The following is a 17753-nucleotide window of genomic DNA, read 5'->3' on the forward strand; positions in this document are numbered from 1 at the left end:
TCTAACTTTGCTGCTTATGAGCAAGCCCACTACGCCCGCAGAAAGCGCCCAATTAAAAGATATTGTGGCCCACGCCAAGGAATACGGCTTCGTGTTCCAGTCTTCCGAAATCTATGATGGCCTGGCCGCCGTGTACGACTACGGCCCCAATGGCGTAGAGCTGAAGAATAATTTGAAACGGCTGTGGTGGGAGGCCATGACCCAACTGCACGGCAATGTGGTCGGTATCGACGCGGCCATTTTCATGGAGCCCCGCACCTGGGAGGCCAGCGGCCACGTGGCGGGCTTCAACGACCCGCTCATCGACAACCTCGACAGCAAAAAGCGCTACCGCGCCGACGTGCTCGTGGAGGAGAAAGCTGCCGAGTATGAAAAGGCAGGCGACCCCGCCCGCGGCGCAGCCCTCACTGCCGAGCTTGGCCGCTTGCTAACCGAGAATGACCTAGCCGGCGTGAAGCAGCTCATCATTGATGAAAAAATAACCTGCCCTATCTCTGGCACCGCCAAGTGGACCGATGTGCGTCAGTTCAACCTGATGTTCTCGACCCAAGGCTCGGCCGTAGATTCGGATGCGCCGCCCGTGTACCTGCGTCCCGAAACGGCCCAGGGCATTTTCGTGAACTTCCTGAACGTGCAGAAGTCGGCCCGGATGAAAATTCCGTTCGGCATCGCTCAAATCGGTAAAGCGTTCCGCAACGAGATTGTGGCTCGCCAGTTCATTTTCCGGATGCGCGAGTTTGAGCAGATGGAGATGCAATTCTTCGTGCGCCCTGGCACCGAAGGCGAGTGGTACGACACCTGGAAGGCCGCCCGCCGTCGCTTCCATGAGGCCCTAGGGCTGCCAGCCGAGAAGCTGCGCTTCCACGACCACGACAAGCTGGCGCACTACGCCAAGGCAGCCGTGGACATCGAGTTTGAATTCCCCTTCGGCTTCAAAGAAATTGAGGGCATCCACTCGCGCTCGGACTTCGACCTGACCCAGCACCAGAACCTGAGCCGCAAGAAGCAGCAGTACTTCGACAACGACCTAGACCCCGCCACCGGCAAGCCCTACGGCAACTACGTGCCCTACGTAGTTGAGACCTCAGTAGGTGCCGACCGCCTGTTCCTGGCTACCATCTGCCAGGCTTTCCAGGAGGAAACCATTACAGAAGGGGAAGGCGAAGCCCAAACCACCAAGCAGCGCACGTTCCTGAAGCTGCACCCGGCGGTGGCGCCCATCAAGGCGGCCATTTTCCCGCTGGTGCGCAAGGACGGCATGCCCGAAAAAGCGCAGGAAATTTTCGACAGCCTACGGTTTGATTTCCGCCTCGTAATCGAAGACAAAGACGCCATCGGTAAGCGCTATACCCGCCAGGACCTTATCGGAACGCCTTTTTGTATAGTGGTGGATGGCCAAACGCTGGAGGATGACACCGTGACAGTGCGCGACCGCGACACCCGCGAGCAAACCCGCATGCCCATCAGCGCGTTGCGGGGGTACATTGGCGAGGCTGTGAGCTTCCGCCGCGTATTCGAAAAACTGTAGACCTGGCTCAAGTACGACCCGAAGAGGGCGGTATGAACCAACAATTTGTAAGCCTATGTGGGGACATATCGCCCTCTTTATCATCAAGTACCGGCAGTGGTTGCTGGGCCTGATTGCCATTTTCACTGTCACCATGGCCTGGTTTGCCAAGGACGTGGAGATGACCTACGATTTTGCCCAGGTGGTGAGCCCGAAGGACCCCGACATGGTGTACTTCCAGCAGTTCAAAAAAACCTTTGGCGAGGATGGCAACATCCTCGTCCTAGGTATGCAGGACAGCTCGGTGTACCAGCTTGGCAAGTTCAACCAACTGCACCAACTGACCGACACCTTGGCCAAGGTGGAGGGCGTGAGCGGCGTGCTCGGCATTCCGCGCCTCATCCAGATTGAGAAGGACACCGTGAACTCGAAGTTCGTGACGTCGCCCATCTTCAAGTCGGCCCCGCGCTCACAGCGCGAGTTGGATTCACTGATGCGGGTGGTCAACAACATCGAGTTTTACAAAGGCCAGATTATCGCCCCGCGCAGTGGCGCCACGCTGCTGGCCGTGACCCTCGACCCCAAGTACCTCAACTCGAACCGCCGCCAGGCCGTGATGAACAACATCTTGGGCCACGCCGAGCGGTTTGAGAAGACGACCGGCATCAAGATGCACTACGCGGGCTTGCCCTACGTGCGCTCTACGATGACGAGCAAGGTGGCCGGCGAGATGAAGTTCTTCGCCATGCTGGTAGTAGTGGTGATGGGTATCACGCTGTTCATGTTCTTCCGCACGTGGTCGGCGGTCGTGTTTCCACTGCTAGTGGTGGTGTGCGTGATGATATGCTGCGTGGGTAGCATCGTGCTCCTAGGGTATAAAATCAACCTGCTGACGGGCCTAATACCTAGTATTCTGGTGGTTATCGGGGTGCCGAACTGTACGTACCTGCTCTCGCGCTACCACTACGACTACCGCAAATCGGGCAACCAGATACTGGCCATGACGCGGGTAATCCGCAAAATTGGCCTCATCACGCTGATGAACAACCTCACCACGGCCATCGGCTTCGTGGTGTTCACGTTCACCGATATTGCCATTCTCTACCAGTTTGGCATGGTGGCGACGATTAACATTTTCATCGCCTTCGCTATCAGCTTCATTATGATTCCGGCGGTGTTTACCTACCTGCCGCCGCCCACCGAGAAGCAGCTCGAACACCTCGATTCGAAGCCCCTGCTGGGCATCATTCACTTCCTCGACCACGTGGTGCTGCACCGCCGCGGCACGGTGTATCTGGCGGCCCTAGGGCTGCTGGTGATAGCGGGCATCGGCATTCGCAAGATTGAAGCTGTGTCGTACATGGTCGATGACCTGCCCAAATCGAGCACCGTAAATACCGACCTAGAGTTCTTCCAGTCGCACTTTAGCGGTGTGATGCCACTCGAATTTGTGGTGGATACAGGTAAGCCCAAGGGCCTGCTCAAGCTACCCAATTTGCAGAAAATCGACCAGTTTGAGAACTTCCTGCGGGCCCAGCCCGAGCTGTCGCCGCCCATCAGCATGGTCACGTTTATTAAGGCTGCGACCCAGGCTTTTTATAATGGGGAGCCAGATTTTTACCGCCTGCCCAACAACGACGACAAGAACTTTATCCTGAGCTACCTGGCCAATTCGCAAGGTGGCGCCACCACCAACGTCCCCGACTCGACCAAGACCACCGTGGCCCAGGGCACGGCTGGGGCGTCGATGAACAAGCTGCTCAACAGCTTCGTGGACAAGAACTCACAGAAGGCTCGCATCAGCCTCAAAATCGCCGACGTGGGCTCGCATAAGCTGGATACGCTGGTGGCCCGCCGCATTGAGCCGGCCATGGAGCGCATCTTCGCCAAATCGGGCATGACGGTGCGCCGCACGGGCACCACGGTTATTTTCACAAAGGGCAACGAATATGTAATTGGCACCCTGCGTGAGAGCCTGATGTGGGCCTTTGGGCTGGTGGCGGTGGTAGTGCTGCTGCTGTTTCGCTCGGTGCGCACCATCTTCTACGCGCTCGTTCCTAACATCTTTACGCTAGCCCTTACGGCTGGTATCATGGGGTATTTTGGTATTGCGCTCAAGCCCGCTACGGCGCTCATCTTCGTGATTGCCCTAGGTATCGACGGCGACAACTCCATTCACCTGCTGGCCAAGTTTAGGCAGGAGATGGCGATGGCCGGCCGCACCGTAACGGAGGCTATTACTAACACGATGGTGGAAGCTGGTACGAGCATGATTTACACCAGCATCGTGCTGTTTCTGGGTTTCAGCATATTCGCCTTCAGCGAGTTTGGTGGTACCAAGGCCCTAGGTGTGCTGATGGGGGCCTCGCTGCTCATAACCAACTTCTCGAACCTCGTGCTGCTACCCACGCTGCTCGTAACCTTCGAGCACGGCAAGGATGAGAAAATCCCCGGCAACGCGCCTATTCGCCACTACGACGATAGCTACCACGAGGAAGACGACGACATAGACCAGAACCTGCAACGCCTGAGCGTGGAGCAGACCAAGGCTAAAACTGTTTGATTAATTGCGATTTAAATTAATCTGCCATGCTGCGCTTACCAAGCATCTTATCGCGCCAGAACGAGTCGTTCGGTAGTAAGAAGATGCCTCGCAAGCGCAGCATGACAGACTGTTAAGAAATGACTTACCCCGAATACAAGCAGCCGCTCGACTACGCCAAGCTCGCCAACGATGTGCGCGCCGGCTGGGACGCCAACGGCATCTTTGAGAAGAGCGTGAGCAGCCGCGAGGGCCAGCCCACGTTCGTGTTTTATGAGGGCCCGCCCTCGGCCAACGGCCAGCCCGGCATTCACCACGTGATGGCGCGGGCGGTGAAGGATATCTTCTGCCGCTACCAGACGCAGCTCGGCAAGCAGGTACCCCGCAAAGGTGGCTGGGACACCCACGGCCTGCCCATTGAGCTGCAAGTAGAGAAGGAGCTAGGTATCACCAAGGAAGATATCGGCCACAAAATCAGCGTAGAAGATTACAACCAGCGCTGCCGCGAAACCGTGATGCGCTTCAAGGCGCAGTGGGACGACCTAACCCAGCAGATGGGCTACTGGGTGGACCTAGACAACCCTTACATCACCTTTGAGCCCGATTATATCGAGAGCTGCTGGGCCCTGCTCAAGAAGCTCTATGACAAGGGCTTCTTATACAAAGGGTACACCATCCAGCCGTACTCGCCGGCTGCCGGCACCGGCCTCAGCTCGCACGAGCTGAACCAACCCGGCACGTACAAAGACGTGAAGGACACGACCATCGTGGCGCAATTTAAGGTGGTGCGCGATGAGGTATCGGAGAAGCTGTTTGCCGGTGGGGGCAAAGGAAATACCTACATCCTAGCCTGGACGACTACGCCCTGGACGCTGCCTGCTAACACCGGTCTAGCGGTAGGGAAGAACATTCCTTATGTGCTGGTTTCGACCTTCAATCCGTACACCGCCGCGCCTATCCGGGTGGTGTTGGCGAAGGCATTGGTGAGTAAATATTTCTCCGAGAAGGGTGCGGCTGCTCCCTTTGAGGGCTATGCCGAAGGCGATAAAAAGGTGTTGCCTTGGCGCATCGAAGCCGAGTTTACGGGCGCTGATTTGGTAAGTATTCACTACGAGCGTCTGTTCGGTATCGAAGCCGGCTTCCCGCACTTTGAGGGGGAGGAAAATGCGTTCCGCGTTATCCCCGGCGACTTCGTGACCACGGAAGACGGTACGGGTATCGTGCACATCTCGCCCACGTTTGGCGCCGACGACTTCCGGGTAGCACAACTCAACGGCATCCCCGCCCTGATGGTGGCCGACGACCAAGGCAAGCTAGGGCCGGTAGTAGACCGCACGGGTCGCTACGTGGCTGAAATGGGCGAGTTTGGCGGACGCTGGGTGAAGAACTACGACGGCCACGACCAGAGCGGCGCCGACTATAAAACGCTGGACGAGAGCATCGCCATTCGGATGCGGACTAACGGCACGGCCTTCAAAACCGAGAAGTACGAGCACACCTATCCGCACTGCTGGCGCACCGACAAGCCGGTGCTGTACTACCCGCTCGACTCGTGGTTTATCAAGACCACGGCCGTGAAGGACCGCCTAATCGAGCTCAACAAAACCATCAACTGGAAGCCCGAAAGCACCGGCACCGGCCGCTTCGGCAACTGGCTCGAAAACCTGGTAGACTGGAACCTCAGCCGCTCGCGCTACTGGGGCACGCCGCTACCCATCTGGCGTACCCAGGACCGCACTGAGGAAATCTGCATCGGCAGCGTAGCCGAGCTAAAGGCGGAGATTGACAAGGCCGTAGCGGCCGAAATCATGACCCACAACCCCTACGCCAACGGCGAAAAAATCGACCTGCACCGCCCCTATGTAGACGATATTTTCCTCGTTTCGCCCAGCGGCCAGCCCATGTACCGCGAGCCCGACCTCATCGACGTGTGGTTTGACTCGGGCGCGGTACCGTATGCGCAGTGGCACTATCCATTTGAAAACCAAGAAGTTTTCAAAAAGAACTTCCCCGCCGATTTCATCGCCGAAGGCGTAGACCAAACGCGCGGCTGGTTCTTCACGCTGCACGCGCTGGCCGTGATGCTGGAAGACTCGGTGGCGTTCAAAAACGTGATTGCCAATGGCTTGGTGCTGGACAAGAACGGCAACAAGATGAGCAAGCGCTTAGGTAACGCCGTGGACCCGTTTGCGACCATTGCGCAGTACGGCCCCGATGCTACCCGCTGGTACATGATTTCAAACGCCCCACCATGGGATAACCTCAAGTTTGACCAGGCGGGGATTACGGAGGTGCAGCGCCGCTTCTTCGGCACGCTGTTCAACACGTACTCGTTCTTCGCGCTCTACGCCAACCTCGACGGCTTCCAGGTCGGCGCTAGCTCCGTGCCAGTGGCCGAGCGCACCGAGCTCGACCGCTGGATTCTGAGCAAGTTGCAGAGCCTGTTGGCCGAGGTACGCGGCCACTACGATAGCTACGACCCCACGAAAGCTGCCCGCGCCGTGCAGGATTTCGTGACCGACCAGCTCTCCAACTGGTACGTGCGCCTCTCGCGCCGCCGCTTCTGGAAAGGCGAGCTAACGACCGATAAGCAAGCCGCTTACGAGACGCTGCACGAGTGCCTCAGCACCGTAGCGCAGCTCATGGCGCCCATCGCGCCGTTCTTCGCCGACTGGCTCTACGGTAACCTGACTAAAGGCCAGGAAGCCGCTGAATCAGTACACTTGACCTACCTGGCCGAGGCTGATACGTCGCTCATCGACAAGGCTTTGGAAGAGCGGATGGAGCTGGCCCAGCGCATTAGCTCGCTTACGCACTCACTGCGCAAGAAGTCGGTGCTAAAGGTGCGCCAGCCCTTGCAGCGCATTCTGGTGCCGGTGCTTAATGACACCACCAAGGAGCAGGTTGGCAAGGTCGAAGACCTGATTTGCGCCGAGGTAAACGTGAAGCACGTGGAGTTTTTGGACGACACAAGTGGCGTGCTGGTGAAGTCAGTGAAGCCCAATTTTAAGCGCCTAGGTCAAGTCTACGGCCCGCGTTTGAAGGCTGTGGGTGCCCGCATCCAAACGCTGAACAGCGACGAGCTGAGCCAGCTTGAAAAGCAAGGCGAGCTGGCTGTGGAAGTAGAAGGTGAAACCCTCACGCTGCACCTCGACGAGGTCGAAATCCGCACCCAGGACCTGCCCGGCTGGCTGGTTGCCACCGACGGCCCGCTCACCGTGGCGCTCGACGTGACGCTTACCGAGGAGCTGCGCCAGGAAGGCTTGGCCCGCGAACTAGTCAACCGCCTCCAAAATCTGCGCAAAGACTCGGGCCTTGAGGTGCAGGACCGTATCAGTGTGCACCTAGGGGCTAGCGCGCCTGCCGAGCTGCAAGCCGCTGTGGCTGCGTTTGGTGACTACATCCGCGAGGAAGTGCAGGCCCAGCGCCTCGACTTTGTGCCCGACGTAACCGGCGGTGCGGTGCTAGATTTTGACGACTTCTCGGTGCCCGCCAAAGTAGAAGTAGTAACTGCTTGAATATGAGTAACCCGGCTGCGTGTATAAAGGCAGCCGGGTTTTCAGCCGCACAAAGCATTTCTCATACCGTCTTTAGTTGGTTCTCAAAACCCGTAATTCGGTATAAAACAGTACAAAGTAACTTGAGTTTCATCCGTGCAGACCGATTTGCCAGTTAATTCCGCTACTACCCAGCCGCCCTATCAGGCGCGGCGCGGCAGCGTCCTTCCTTATTTCCTGCTGGCCTTGTTGGTTATCGGAATTGACCAACTGTCTAAGTATTTGGTGCACAGTAGCCCTACGCTTACGTCGGGTGGGGAAATCATGCTGATTGGCCGCTGGCTAAAGCTGCACTACACCACCAATCCCGGCATGGCCTTCGGCGTCGAGTTGCCGCCACCTTATGGTAAGCTGCTACTCACGGCCTTCCGGCTAGCGGCCGTAACTGGGCTGAGCTATTACATCGTGTACTTGTGGCGGCACCGGGCCGCGGGTGGCTTCATTGCCTGCATGGCCCTTATCCTAGGTGGAGCTGTGGGCAACCTGATAGATTCTATCTTCTACGGCATCATTTACCACAATGCGCCCGCGGGGTCGCCCTCCCCGTGGTTTTTCGGCCAGGTAATAGATATGATTTACGCCGACATCTACGAAGGCTTCTTGCCAGCTGCTTGGCCGCTGGTGGGCGGCAAGTACGTGTCGCTATGGCCAATCTTTAATATTGCCGACTCGTCCATCTTCATTGGGGTGGCGCTGATACTATTATTCCAGGGCCGTTTCTTCAAGCAGGAAGACGAAACGAAGACTGCGGCGCCGCGGCCAGCTGGCCCGCCCGCTTCGGACCTTGCCTAGTAAACTTGCGGCGTGGAAATTTTCCACGCCGCTTTTTTTTGCCCCATGCCCTTACTCACCGTTCAAGACCTGACTATAGACTTTCGCTCGCAGCGCGGGCACACGCGCGCCGTGGCGGGCGTGTCGCTAACCGTGAGTAGGGGAGAGGTGGTTGCCATTGTGGGCGAGTCGGGTTCGGGCAAGTCCGTGACTTCGCTGGCGCTGCTCGGGCTGCTGGCCAAGCCGGCGGCGCACATCGAGAGTGGCACGGCCGTATTTGAATCGGAGAAGCTAGGGGAGGTCGATTTGCTAAAGCTCTCCGAAAAGGAGTTGCAGCAAGTGCGGGGCAATGACATCAGCATGATTTTTCAGGAGCCCATGACTTCCCTGAACCCAGTGCTGACCTGCGGCTACCAAGTGGTGGAAGCGCTGCAGCTGCACACCTCGCTAAGCGAGCAAGCCGCCGCGGCGCGTACCATCGAGTTGTTCACCGAAGCACAGCTGCCCCGGCCCGAGCAAATATTCAAGTCCTATCCCCACGAGATAAGCGGTGGCCAAAAGCAGCGCGTAATGATTGCGATGGCGATGGCCTGCCGCCCGGCCTTGCTCATTGCCGACGAGCCGACGACCGCGCTCGATGTGACGGTGCAGGCGCGCATCTTGCAACTCATTCGCGACTTGCGCCGCGAACATGGCACGGCCGTTCTGTTCATCACACACGACCTAGGTGTGGTGGCCGAGATTGCCGACCGCATTCTGGTGATGTACCGGGGTAGGGTAGTGGAGCAAGGCGCGGTACTAGACATCTTCACCAATCCCAAGCACCCATATACCAAAGGGCTTCTGGCTTGCCGGCCTCGGCTTTCGATTGGGAAGACGCGCCTTCCGGTAGTGGCCGATTTTATGAGCGTCGATGCAGCCGGCAATCTAGTAGCTCGGTTGGATGAGGAAAGAGAAAACAGCTCAGAAAAGCCCCTCGCGAGCTTACAAACCATTTTTGATACTTCCAAAACGTTCCCCGTGGAACAAAATTCACGTTCCACGGTCGCGCAGCCTCTTTTGCAGGTTGAAAATCTACAGGTTCACTTCCCCGTTCGCAAGGGATTCTTTACTCGCGCTACCACTTACGTGCGAGCAGTGGACGAGGTCAGCTTCACTATTTACCCCGGTGAAACAGTAGGCTTGGTTGGTGAGTCGGGCTGTGGCAAGACCACCCTAGGGCGGGCCTTGCTCCGGCTCACGGAACCCACGGCTGGCCGCATCCTATTTGAAGGCACTGACCTAGCTGCCCTGCCCGCTGGCCAACTGCGCCACCGTCGGCGCGAGTTTCAGCTGGTTTTTCAAGACCCCTACGCGGCGCTCAATCCGATGCTCACGGTGGGCGAGGCCATCTTGGAGCCACTGCGGGTGCACGGGGTAGGCGGCAGCCGCGCCGAGCAAAAAGCGAGGGTGCGAGAGTTGCTGCGTACGGTGGGCTTGAGCGACGATGCCGAGCAGCGCTACCCGCACGAGTTCAGCGGCGGGCAGCGGCAGCGCATTTGCATTGCGCGGGCGCTGGCCTTGCGGCCGAAGCTTATTGTATGCGATGAATCGGTGTCGGCGCTCGACGTGAGTGTGCAGGCGCAGGTGCTCAACTTACTTAATGACCTCAAGCGGGACCTAGGCATCACCTACCTATTCATTACCCACGACCTGTCGGTAGCACGCTTCATGAGTGACCGCCTACTGGTAATGAGCCAGGGTAAGATTGTGGAGAGCGGCCCCGCTGCCGAACTGTACGCGCACCCACAGCACCCCTACACGCAGCAGTTGCTGGCGGCCATTCCGAGCGACGACCCGGCCCGCATCGCGGCGCGGGTACAAGCCTAGTACCATGCACTTCGTTTATCCCTGCCTACCGTATCAGCCGCGCACCGTCGACCCCATGTGGGCACCGGAGTACGAGTGGGTACGGGCGAACGGGCTGCCCACTGGGCTTGTTGATATGGATAACGGCAGGGTCTGGATACCTACGCTGACCGCTTCATCAAGTACCGCCACCCCACTGGCGCAGGTGGTCTATCGGGGCTGGATGCTGACGGCCGCCGAGTACGACCAGCTCGCCCGGTCGCTTCCCTTAGCTGTGTCGCCGGTCGAGTACCTATCCTCACACCAAGCAACCGGCTGGTACGAGGCAGTGGCTACCTACACCTTCCCGAGCCGCTTCCTCACAGAGCCAGCCGCCCTGGACTTCGCTGCAGGTCGGCGCTATTTTGTGAAGGGCCTAGTGAAGTCGTTTGGCGAAGACTCGGTGCTAACTAGCCAACAGCAATTGGTAGGCATCTGGCAGCAGCAAGAACTGCCAGCTGACACGACCCTTTTCGTGCGCGATTATGTTGACCTAAAGCCGGCCTCCGAGCGCCGCTTCTTTGTGGTGCGCGGGCAAGTACTAGGGGCCGCTGGGGCGGTGTTGCCCGAGGCATTGCTAGCGGCTGTGGCAGCGTTGCAGCCCCGGCTGTTTTACTCGCTCGATGTGGCCGAAACTCTGACCGGCCAGCCCGTGCTGGTAGAGGTAGGCGACGGGCAGGTTTCGGACCTCAAGGAGTGGTCGGTAGCCGAGTTCGGTAGCTGCGTGCTGCGGACCTTGGCAGCGTGAGGCTGGCAAGCTGCACCATACTGTTGTTTAATTTTTGGGTAGTTCTTTGCACTGCCCGGCGCGCTTGGTAGGGGTATGTCATCCTTCCATCGAGCGCTTCGTATTACATCTTAGCCAAGCCCGTGCTTGGTGTTATCGGCCGCCTTCGTCAATCTTAACTCTAGCTGTCTGGCGGCCCGTCTTCTTTATTTATGAAAAACCCCAAAGACCCTGCAGCCCCCCGCGCATCTCGCGCGAAGGCTGCTGCCACTAGCCTGAGCCAAGACGTCGTGTACCGCGAGTTTGCCGACAACCCCGGAAAGGTGCTCGGCTACCGCCAGCTCTCGCGCCGCCTCGGCATTACAACCAAGGCGCAGCGGGATGAGCTGTTCGACCACCTGAAAGTATTGCGCCGCCTAGGTAGCATCGAGCTGCTTCAAAACGACGAATACCGTCTAGGTAACCCTACCGACCTGCAGGTAGCCGCCAGCGCTACAAAGGCTCGCAAAACCACTAAGAAGGCAGCCCCCACTGCTGCTCCCGAGCCAACCCTAGAAGATGAGTTTGGCCAGGACCCTATCGTGCACCGTCGCCGCTTTGCTGGCTTCGACCACGTAGGCGACGGCCCCGACCGGCCCCGCCGCGATAGCAATACTGTCATTGGCACGGTAGCCTTGGCCACACCGCGCTTTGCCTTTGTGGTGCGCGAGGATGGCGAGGGCGACGACATCCGCGTCTTCACCGACCAGTTGCGCTACGCCCTCGATGGCGACTTGGTGCGAGTGCGCCTGCGTGGCATCCGCGACGGCCGCCTCACCGGCGACGTGGTAGAAGTGCTCAAGCGCCAGCGCTCGGAAGTGGTGGGCCGCCTGCAAGTGCAGGGCTCCATCGGCTTCGTGAAGCCTGACAACCGGAAGGCTTACTTCGATGTGATGGTACCGCCTCAGGAACTCGGTGAGTCGCGCAACGGCGACAAGGTGCTGGTGCGCATCACCGACTTTCCGGAGCACGAAGGGCAAGGCCGGAACCCGGTCGGGACCATCGTTCGCAACTTCGGCGCGGCTGGCCAAAACGAGGCCGAGATAAACGCTATCATGGCGGAGTTCGGCTTGCCCTTTGAGTTTCCGAGCGCAGTGGAGGAGGAAGCCGATGCTATTCCGACTACCATCTCGAAGGAGGAAATTGCGAAGCGCCGCGACTTCCGCGACATCCTCACCTTTACCATCGACCCCGCCGACGCCAAGGATTTTGACGACGCGCTCAGCCTGCGTACCCTCGAAAATGGCAACTACGAAGTGGGTGTGCACATCGCCGACGTGACCCACTACGTGCGCCTAGGTACCGAGCTAGAGCGCGAGGGTAAGAGCCGCGCTACCTCGGTGTACCTCGTGGACCGCGTGATTCCGATGCTGCCCGAGAACCTCTCCAACGGCCTCTGCTCGCTGCGGCCCAACGAGGACAAGCTGACCTTCTCGGCCGTGTTCGAGCTAGACGAAAAGGGCAAGCTGCAAGACTCGTGGTTTGGCAAAACGGTCATTCACTCCGACCGTCGCTTCAGCTACGAGGAGGCGCAGGAGCGCATCGAAACCGGCGAGGGCGACCTAGCCGAAGAAGTAAATCTCCTGAACCGGCTCGCCAAAAAGCTCTCGGCCGAACGCTTCCGCAAGGGCGCGATTTCGTTCGAAACGCAGGAGGTGAAGTTCAAGCTGGGCGAAGACGGCAAGCCGCTTGGCGTGTACGTGAAGGAGCGTAAGGACGCGCACAAGCTCATTGAGGAGTTCATGCTGCTCGCCAATAAGCGGGTGGCCGAGTTCGTGTTTGGCCTCAAGAAAACCAAGCCGCGCTTCACGATGGTGTACCGCACCCACGATGCGCCCGACCCCGACCGCCTCGAAAACTTTGCTCTCTTTGCCCAGAAGTTCGGCCACAACCTGAACTTGGCCAATCCCAAAAAAGTCAGCACCGAGCTCAACAAGCTCAGCGAAGATGTAGTGGGCAAGCCCGAGCAAAACGTGATTCAGGGCCTAGCCATCCGCTCGATGTCGAAGGCCATTTATACCACCGAGCCCCTAGGTCACTTCGGGCTAGCGTTTGCGCACTACTCGCACTTCACGTCGCCCATCCGTCGCTACCCCGACATGATGGCCCACCGCCTGCTGGAGCACTACCTAGAGGGCGGCAAGAACGTACCCGTGGAGCTGGTAGAGGAGGAATGCAAGCACTCGTCGGCTCGCGAAAAACTCGCCGCCAATGCCGAGCGCGCCAGCATCAAATACAAGCAGGTCGAATACATCGGCGCGCACATTGGCGAGCAGTTTAAGGGCGTGGTATCGGGCCTCACCGAGCGCGGCATCTACGTCGAGATTGAGGAAAACAAGTGCGAAGGCATGGTGCGCATCTCCGACATTCCGGGCGATACCTACGAGCTCGACAAAGACAACTACCGCCTAGTAGGGCGCGGCTCGAAGCGCATTATCCAGTTCGGCGACGAGCTGGAAGTCATCATCACATCCGCCAATCTACTCGACCGCACCATTGACATGGAGCTAGTCGATAACCGCCCCGAGCACGTGAAGCAGCGCGAGCGGGCCGAGCGCGAAGCTGGCCGCGCCAGCCGCAGTGGCTACCGTGGTGACAAGGGCAGCAGCTCGCGCAGCGGCGCTGGCAAGGGTGGCCGCGGCGACCGCGAGGGCGGCAAGCGCCGTCGCTAAACGTCGGCCATCTCCCTAGGTAAATAGGAAGGACCTTCTCCTGTCAGGACGCAAACTGGGACTAACAACCCCAGCGCTGCCTGGCTTGAGAAGGTCCTTTGGCGTTGCAAGCGTCGCAATAAAAGACCGGCCACCCGGCCATCCTAAACCTACCTTTGCCCCCGTGCAAACCGACCTCCCCAACCTCCTTCAGCAAGCCTTAAAAGAGCTTGACTACGGCCAGCAGCCGGCCGCTCTCTACGACCCCATTCGCTACATCATGAGCCTTGGCGGGAAGCGCCTGCGCCCGCTTTTGACGCTGCTCGGCGGCGAGCTCTTCACCGACGACCTAGGGCCGCTAGTGAAGCCCGCCCTGGCCACGGAGGTCTTCCACAACTTTACGCTGGTGCACGACGACCTCATGGACCAGGCGCCGCTGCGCCGCGGCCAGCCCACCGTGCACGAGAAGTGGAACCCTAGCACGGCCATCCTCTCGGGCGACGTGATGCTGGTGCGGGCCTACGAATTGCTCTTCGAAAACGTACCCGTGGCGGTGCTGCCCCAGGTGCTGCGCCGCTTCTCACAGACCGCCGCCGAGGTGTGCGAAGGCCAGCAGTGGGATATGAATTTCGAAACCCAAACCGACGTTACCATCCCGCAATATCTCGACATGATTCGGTTGAAAACAGCCGTGCTCCTAGGCTTCGCCTTGGAGTTGGGGGCTGTGTTGGCTGGCGCTTCGGCCGCCGATGCCGAGCACTTGCGGCAGTTCGGCACCGACATTGGCCTAGCCTTCCAGCTCCGCGACGACCTGCTCGATGTATACGGTGACGCCGCCACCTTTGGCAAGCGGGTAGGGGGCGACATTATCTCGGATAAGAAAACCTACCTGCTGCTAACGGCCCAGGCGCAGGCCAACGCTACCCAGCAGGTGGCCTTGGCCCAGCACATCGGGCAGCCCGTCCATGATGCCGAATCCAAGGTGACGGCCGTACGTAGCGTTTACGACGAGCTCGGTATTCGCCCCCAAACCGAGACGCTCATCAACCAGTATTTTGAGGCGGCACTTCACCATCTAGGACGCATCGATGTACCCGCCGCTCGCAAAGAGCCCTTGCGCCAATTGGCTTTGCAGTTGCTCGAGCGCGAGTCATAGTGTTATAGAGCGGGCTAGTAGCCCGCTCTTTTTGCTGATACCACTTGCCTACTTGCGGACCAAAAATCCGCATCATTCCACCTTACCTATGCCGCTTAATCCCCTCCTCATTTTGCTTGGTCTTACCGTAGCCGTGTCGGCCTACGCTTGGTCCAACCAAGAACTGATGAACAACTGGATACTCGACCCCTACCAAATGAACCGCCGTGGGGGGCAGTGGTACCGCTTCCTCACCTCCGGTTTTCTGCACGCCGACTGGGGGCACCTGCTCTTCAACATGATTACCTTCTACTCGTTTGGCGGGCTGGCCCTCTCGGCTTTCACCTACAATTTAGGTGACACGCCCGGCATCCTTGCCTTCCTGGCGCTGTACCTAGGGGGCATCGTGGTGTCCGATTTGCCTACTTACTTCCGCCACCGCCACGACCCCGGCTACCGCAGCCTAGGGGCTTCGGGTGGGGTGGCCTCGGTGCTGTTTGCTGGCATCCTGTTCCAGCCTATGGGTAAGGTATACATGATGCTTATTCCCGTCGGCATCCCAGGCTTCATCTGGGGCGTACTGTACCTCATGTACTCGTACTACATGGGGCGCCGCCGGGGCGATAATATCAACCACGATGCTCACTTCTACGGGGCGCTGTACGGCGTAGTACTCACGGTGGCCCTCTTACCCGATGTATTGGGTAGTTTTTTGCAGCAAGTAGCAGCTTATAGATTTTAACTAATTGATTATTAGAATTTTGTGATTAAACAGGTATCTAAGTGCTAGAGAGCCGCGTACAGTCCGCACACTCTTTCACCTAAACGCCTCTTCTTCACATGAAAGCCCTCCGCTCTTTCTCCGAACGCCTCCCCCTGCTAGCCACCATGCTGCTGCCGCTGCTACTACTCACGGCCAGCTGCAGTCGCTTCAACGCCGATGGTAGCCTGGCCCCCTGGGGCATCCTGCTTCTTATCCTGGATGTAATTGCTATCATCAACGTATTCAACAAGCCTTGGGGCATTGGCAAAAAACTTATCTGGGCCGCCATCATCTTCTTCTTTCCTTTCGGCGGTCTCATTCTCTACTACCTCTTCGGCCGCAATAGCTAGTATCAAATAAGCCCACAAAAAAGGGGCCCTTGCCAACTTGGCAAGGGCCCCTTTTTTATGCGGTAGCGGTAAGGGCTAACGGCCGCCTACCAAGCGGTTCTTTTCCAAGCGAGCCACCCCGCGCACTAAGTCACCGGTATTTGTGATTTCTTTTACCTGCCAGTGGTCGTCAGCCTGCTTTAGTAGCCTTAGCTCAAGCACCATGGTCGTGTCGTATTTGGGTTGCGTAAACTCCAGCCCTACCAGCGCCTCATCGCCTTTTTCGGTCGTGTACTTTATGCCCTTATACTGGCTGTCGGTACCAATAACCCGGCCCGCCAAGCCCGTAATAGAAAGGTTGACTAGCCGCTTGGGAGCAGCTGCCGCCGCGGCAGCCAGTGAGCCCGTTTCTACGTAGCGCTGTATCTCTTTATGAGCGGCCTTGGTAAGCTGTGGTTTGAGAAAGCGCAAAGCACCGTTTACTGCCAAGCTACCGCCGGGTACTAATGAGGTCAATACCGAACCTTGGTTTGCTACATCGTCGACTAGGTGGCCGGTTAGCGCATCAATATCCACGTAGCGCTCAAAGGTGGCTAAGTCGTGGGTTTGGGTAGCAGCAGCGGCTTGCAGCAATGCATAGCTAGGGCCTGACTTGGCCGCGTTGTAATAATAGTAGCCGCCCGCCGCAAGGGCTAGTAGCACCACAAGAAGTAATAGTCTTTTCATATTAAGTAAAAAAAGTACGGTGTATTCACTCACAAATCTACCAGCCTCTCTGCCTAAGCCAGGCAGTGCTAATTTAGAATAGGCTACCTGCTCTCCTGGTGCGTAAAGGGGGCATGAGCATTCCCATACTAACTCCTAGGCAACTTCACCAGCCCGAAGTGCACGGGCACCGCGGCTGCCGTGGCCTGCGCCCTGAGAATACAATGTCCGCCTTTCTGCATGCCGTCGCGCTAGGTGTAGAGGTGATAGAGCTAGACGTTGTCATTTCGCAAGACCACCAAGTAGTCGTTTCGCACGAGCCCTGGCTATCGGCCAAGCTAGGGCGTGGCCCTCAGGGTGAGCTAATAGAGCAGATTCAAGAGCAGCGCTACAACCTGTACCAGCTTCCCTACACCGTTATCAGGCAATGCTCGGTGGGGGAGTGGTCACATGCAAATTTCCCCGAGCAGCAACCAGAGCTTACTCACCGGCCCTTGCTACGCGAGGTGCTGCACCAAGTCACCATCGCCAGTCAGCAACATGGCCGCGCTGTAGGCTTCTCAGTCGAAATAAAAGCTTGGCCAATGGGCGACGATATATTTCATCCTCGCCCGGCCCTATTTGTTGACCTCGTCGTAGCCGAGCTGCTGGCGGCCGACACACTCAGCAGAACTACACTGCTGAGCTTCGACACACGTGTACTGCAAGCGGCCCGGCGGGCATATCCCAGCCTAGCGCTATGCCTGCTCATCGAGGACTACCTGCCAGCAATAACCACCATTTTTAACGACCTAGGCTTTGAGCCTGAATCGCTCGGCCCAGACTTCCACTTGCTTTCAGCCAGCTCGGTGCAGCACATTCGCACCACTTATCCTACCCTCAGACTCGTGCCTTGGACGGTCAATACACCTGCAGAGCTCACGATGGCCTTAGGGTGGCAGCCAGATGCCATTACCACCGACTACCCTGACCGTCTGATTGCGCTTCTCAATAAAGGTGAATAGCGCTCCCGAGAAAAGGGAGTTACGTGCTTCCTATCGTTAAAATAAGTGAATGTGTAATATGGCTTGTCAGGTGTGTAACGCCATTGATTGTAAAGAGACCTTGTTACACTGTTACATGATTACGGTGTTACAGTGC

12 protein-coding genes are annotated in these 17753 nt (G+C 58.2%); 11 read left to right on the forward strand and 1 reads right to left on the reverse strand.

The annotated features are described in order from the left end of the window. Positions 1-16: 16 nt before the first annotated feature. From JAO77_RS11450 to JAO77_RS11495, 10 genes are all read left to right on the forward strand, one after another. Complete coding sequence (locus JAO77_RS11450) at positions 17-1528, forward strand: glycine--tRNA ligase (RefSeq protein ID WP_198990522.1); 1512 nt, start codon at positions 17-19, stop codon at positions 1526-1528. A 55-nt stretch (positions 1529-1583) separates the two neighbouring features. Then, positions 1584-4070 carry an efflux RND transporter permease subunit gene (locus tag JAO77_RS11455; protein WP_198990523.1) on the forward strand — a complete coding sequence of 829 codons (2487 nt, stop codon included), beginning with the start codon at positions 1584-1586 and terminating at the stop codon, positions 4068-4070. A gap of 119 nt (positions 4071-4189) precedes the next feature. Then, a complete protein-coding gene (gene ileS, locus JAO77_RS11460) occupies positions 4190-7567 on the forward strand; it encodes an isoleucine--tRNA ligase (RefSeq protein WP_198990524.1) in 3378 nt (1125 codons plus the stop codon). A 135-nt stretch (positions 7568-7702) separates the two neighbouring features. Then, positions 7703-8398: a lipoprotein signal peptidase gene (locus JAO77_RS11465; protein WP_370550139.1), complete on the forward strand. Its 696-nt coding sequence runs from the start codon at positions 7703-7705 to the stop codon at positions 8396-8398. Positions 8399-8443: 45 nt separating this feature from the next. After that, a complete protein-coding gene (locus JAO77_RS11470) occupies positions 8444-10246 on the forward strand; it encodes an ABC transporter ATP-binding protein (protein WP_198990525.1) in 1803 nt (600 codons plus the stop codon). A gap of 4 nt (positions 10247-10250) precedes the next feature. Next, positions 10251-11012, forward strand: a complete 762-nt coding sequence (locus JAO77_RS11475) for an ATP-grasp domain-containing protein (RefSeq protein ID WP_198990526.1) — start codon at positions 10251-10253, stop codon at positions 11010-11012. A gap of 191 nt (positions 11013-11203) precedes the next feature. Beyond that, entirely contained in the window at positions 11204-13702 is a 2499-nt protein-coding gene (rnr, locus tag JAO77_RS11480) for a ribonuclease R (RefSeq protein WP_198990527.1), read from the forward strand. A gap of 163 nt (positions 13703-13865) precedes the next feature. Next, positions 13866-14837: a polyprenyl synthetase family protein gene (locus tag JAO77_RS11485; RefSeq protein WP_370550141.1), complete on the forward strand. Its 972-nt coding sequence runs from the start codon at positions 13866-13868 to the stop codon at positions 14835-14837. Positions 14838-14925: 88 nt separating this feature from the next. Continuing rightward, complete coding sequence (locus tag JAO77_RS11490; protein ID WP_198990528.1) at positions 14926-15558, forward strand: rhomboid family intramembrane serine protease; 633 nt, start codon at positions 14926-14928, stop codon at positions 15556-15558. Between the two features lie 98 nt (positions 15559-15656). Beyond that, a complete protein-coding gene (locus JAO77_RS11495) occupies positions 15657-15929 on the forward strand; it encodes a PLDc N-terminal domain-containing protein (protein ID WP_198990529.1) in 273 nt (90 codons plus the stop codon). A 75-nt stretch (positions 15930-16004) separates the two neighbouring features. Here the strand turns inward: JAO77_RS11495 and JAO77_RS11500 are convergent, their stop codons facing one another. After that, the gene (locus JAO77_RS11500) at positions 16005-16634 is read right to left on the reverse strand and encodes a hypothetical protein (protein ID WP_198990530.1); all 630 of its coding nucleotides are present in this window, start codon (positions 16632-16634) and stop codon (positions 16005-16007) included. 113 nt (positions 16635-16747) lie between these two features. On the opposite strand from JAO77_RS11500, the gene JAO77_RS11505 reads away from it, so the two are divergent. Further along, positions 16748-17617, forward strand: coding sequence for a glycerophosphodiester phosphodiesterase family protein (locus JAO77_RS11505; RefSeq protein ID WP_198990531.1), 870 nt, complete (start codon positions 16748-16750; stop codon positions 17615-17617). The last annotated feature ends 136 nt before the right edge of the window (positions 17618-17753 follow it).

It is taken from the genome of Hymenobacter sp. BT559, assembly GCF_016427535.1.
GTDB lineage: Bacteria > Bacteroidota > Bacteroidia > Cytophagales > Hymenobacteraceae > Hymenobacter.

Excerpts from the sequence above, each read along its gene's own strand:
- JAO77_RS11450 (WP_198990522.1), top strand. The coding sequence starts at position 17 with ATGAGCAAGCCCACTACGCCCGCAGAAAGCGCCCAATTAAAAGATATT.
- JAO77_RS11455 (WP_198990523.1), top strand. The coding sequence starts at position 1,584 with ATGTGGGGACATATCGCCCTCTTTATCATCAAGTACCGGCAGTGGTTG.
- ileS (WP_198990524.1), top strand. The coding sequence starts at position 4,190 with ATGACTTACCCCGAATACAAGCAGCCGCTCGACTACGCCAAGCTCGCC.
- JAO77_RS11470 (WP_198990525.1), top strand. The coding sequence starts at position 8,444 with ATGCCCTTACTCACCGTTCAAGACCTGACTATAGACTTTCGCTCGCAG.
- JAO77_RS11475 (WP_198990526.1), top strand. The coding sequence starts at position 10,251 with ATGCACTTCGTTTATCCCTGCCTACCGTATCAGCCGCGCACCGTCGAC.
- rnr (WP_198990527.1), top strand. The coding sequence starts at position 11,204 with ATGAAAAACCCCAAAGACCCTGCAGCCCCCCGCGCATCTCGCGCGAAG.
- JAO77_RS11490 (WP_198990528.1), top strand. The coding sequence starts at position 14,926 with ATGCCGCTTAATCCCCTCCTCATTTTGCTTGGTCTTACCGTAGCCGTG.
- JAO77_RS11495 (WP_198990529.1), top strand. The coding sequence starts at position 15,657 with ATGAAAGCCCTCCGCTCTTTCTCCGAACGCCTCCCCCTGCTAGCCACC.
- JAO77_RS11500 (WP_198990530.1), bottom strand. The coding sequence starts at position 16,634 with ATGAAAAGACTATTACTTCTTGTGGTGCTACTAGCCCTTGCGGCGGGC.
- JAO77_RS11505 (WP_198990531.1), top strand. The coding sequence starts at position 16,748 with ATGAGCATTCCCATACTAACTCCTAGGCAACTTCACCAGCCCGAAGTG.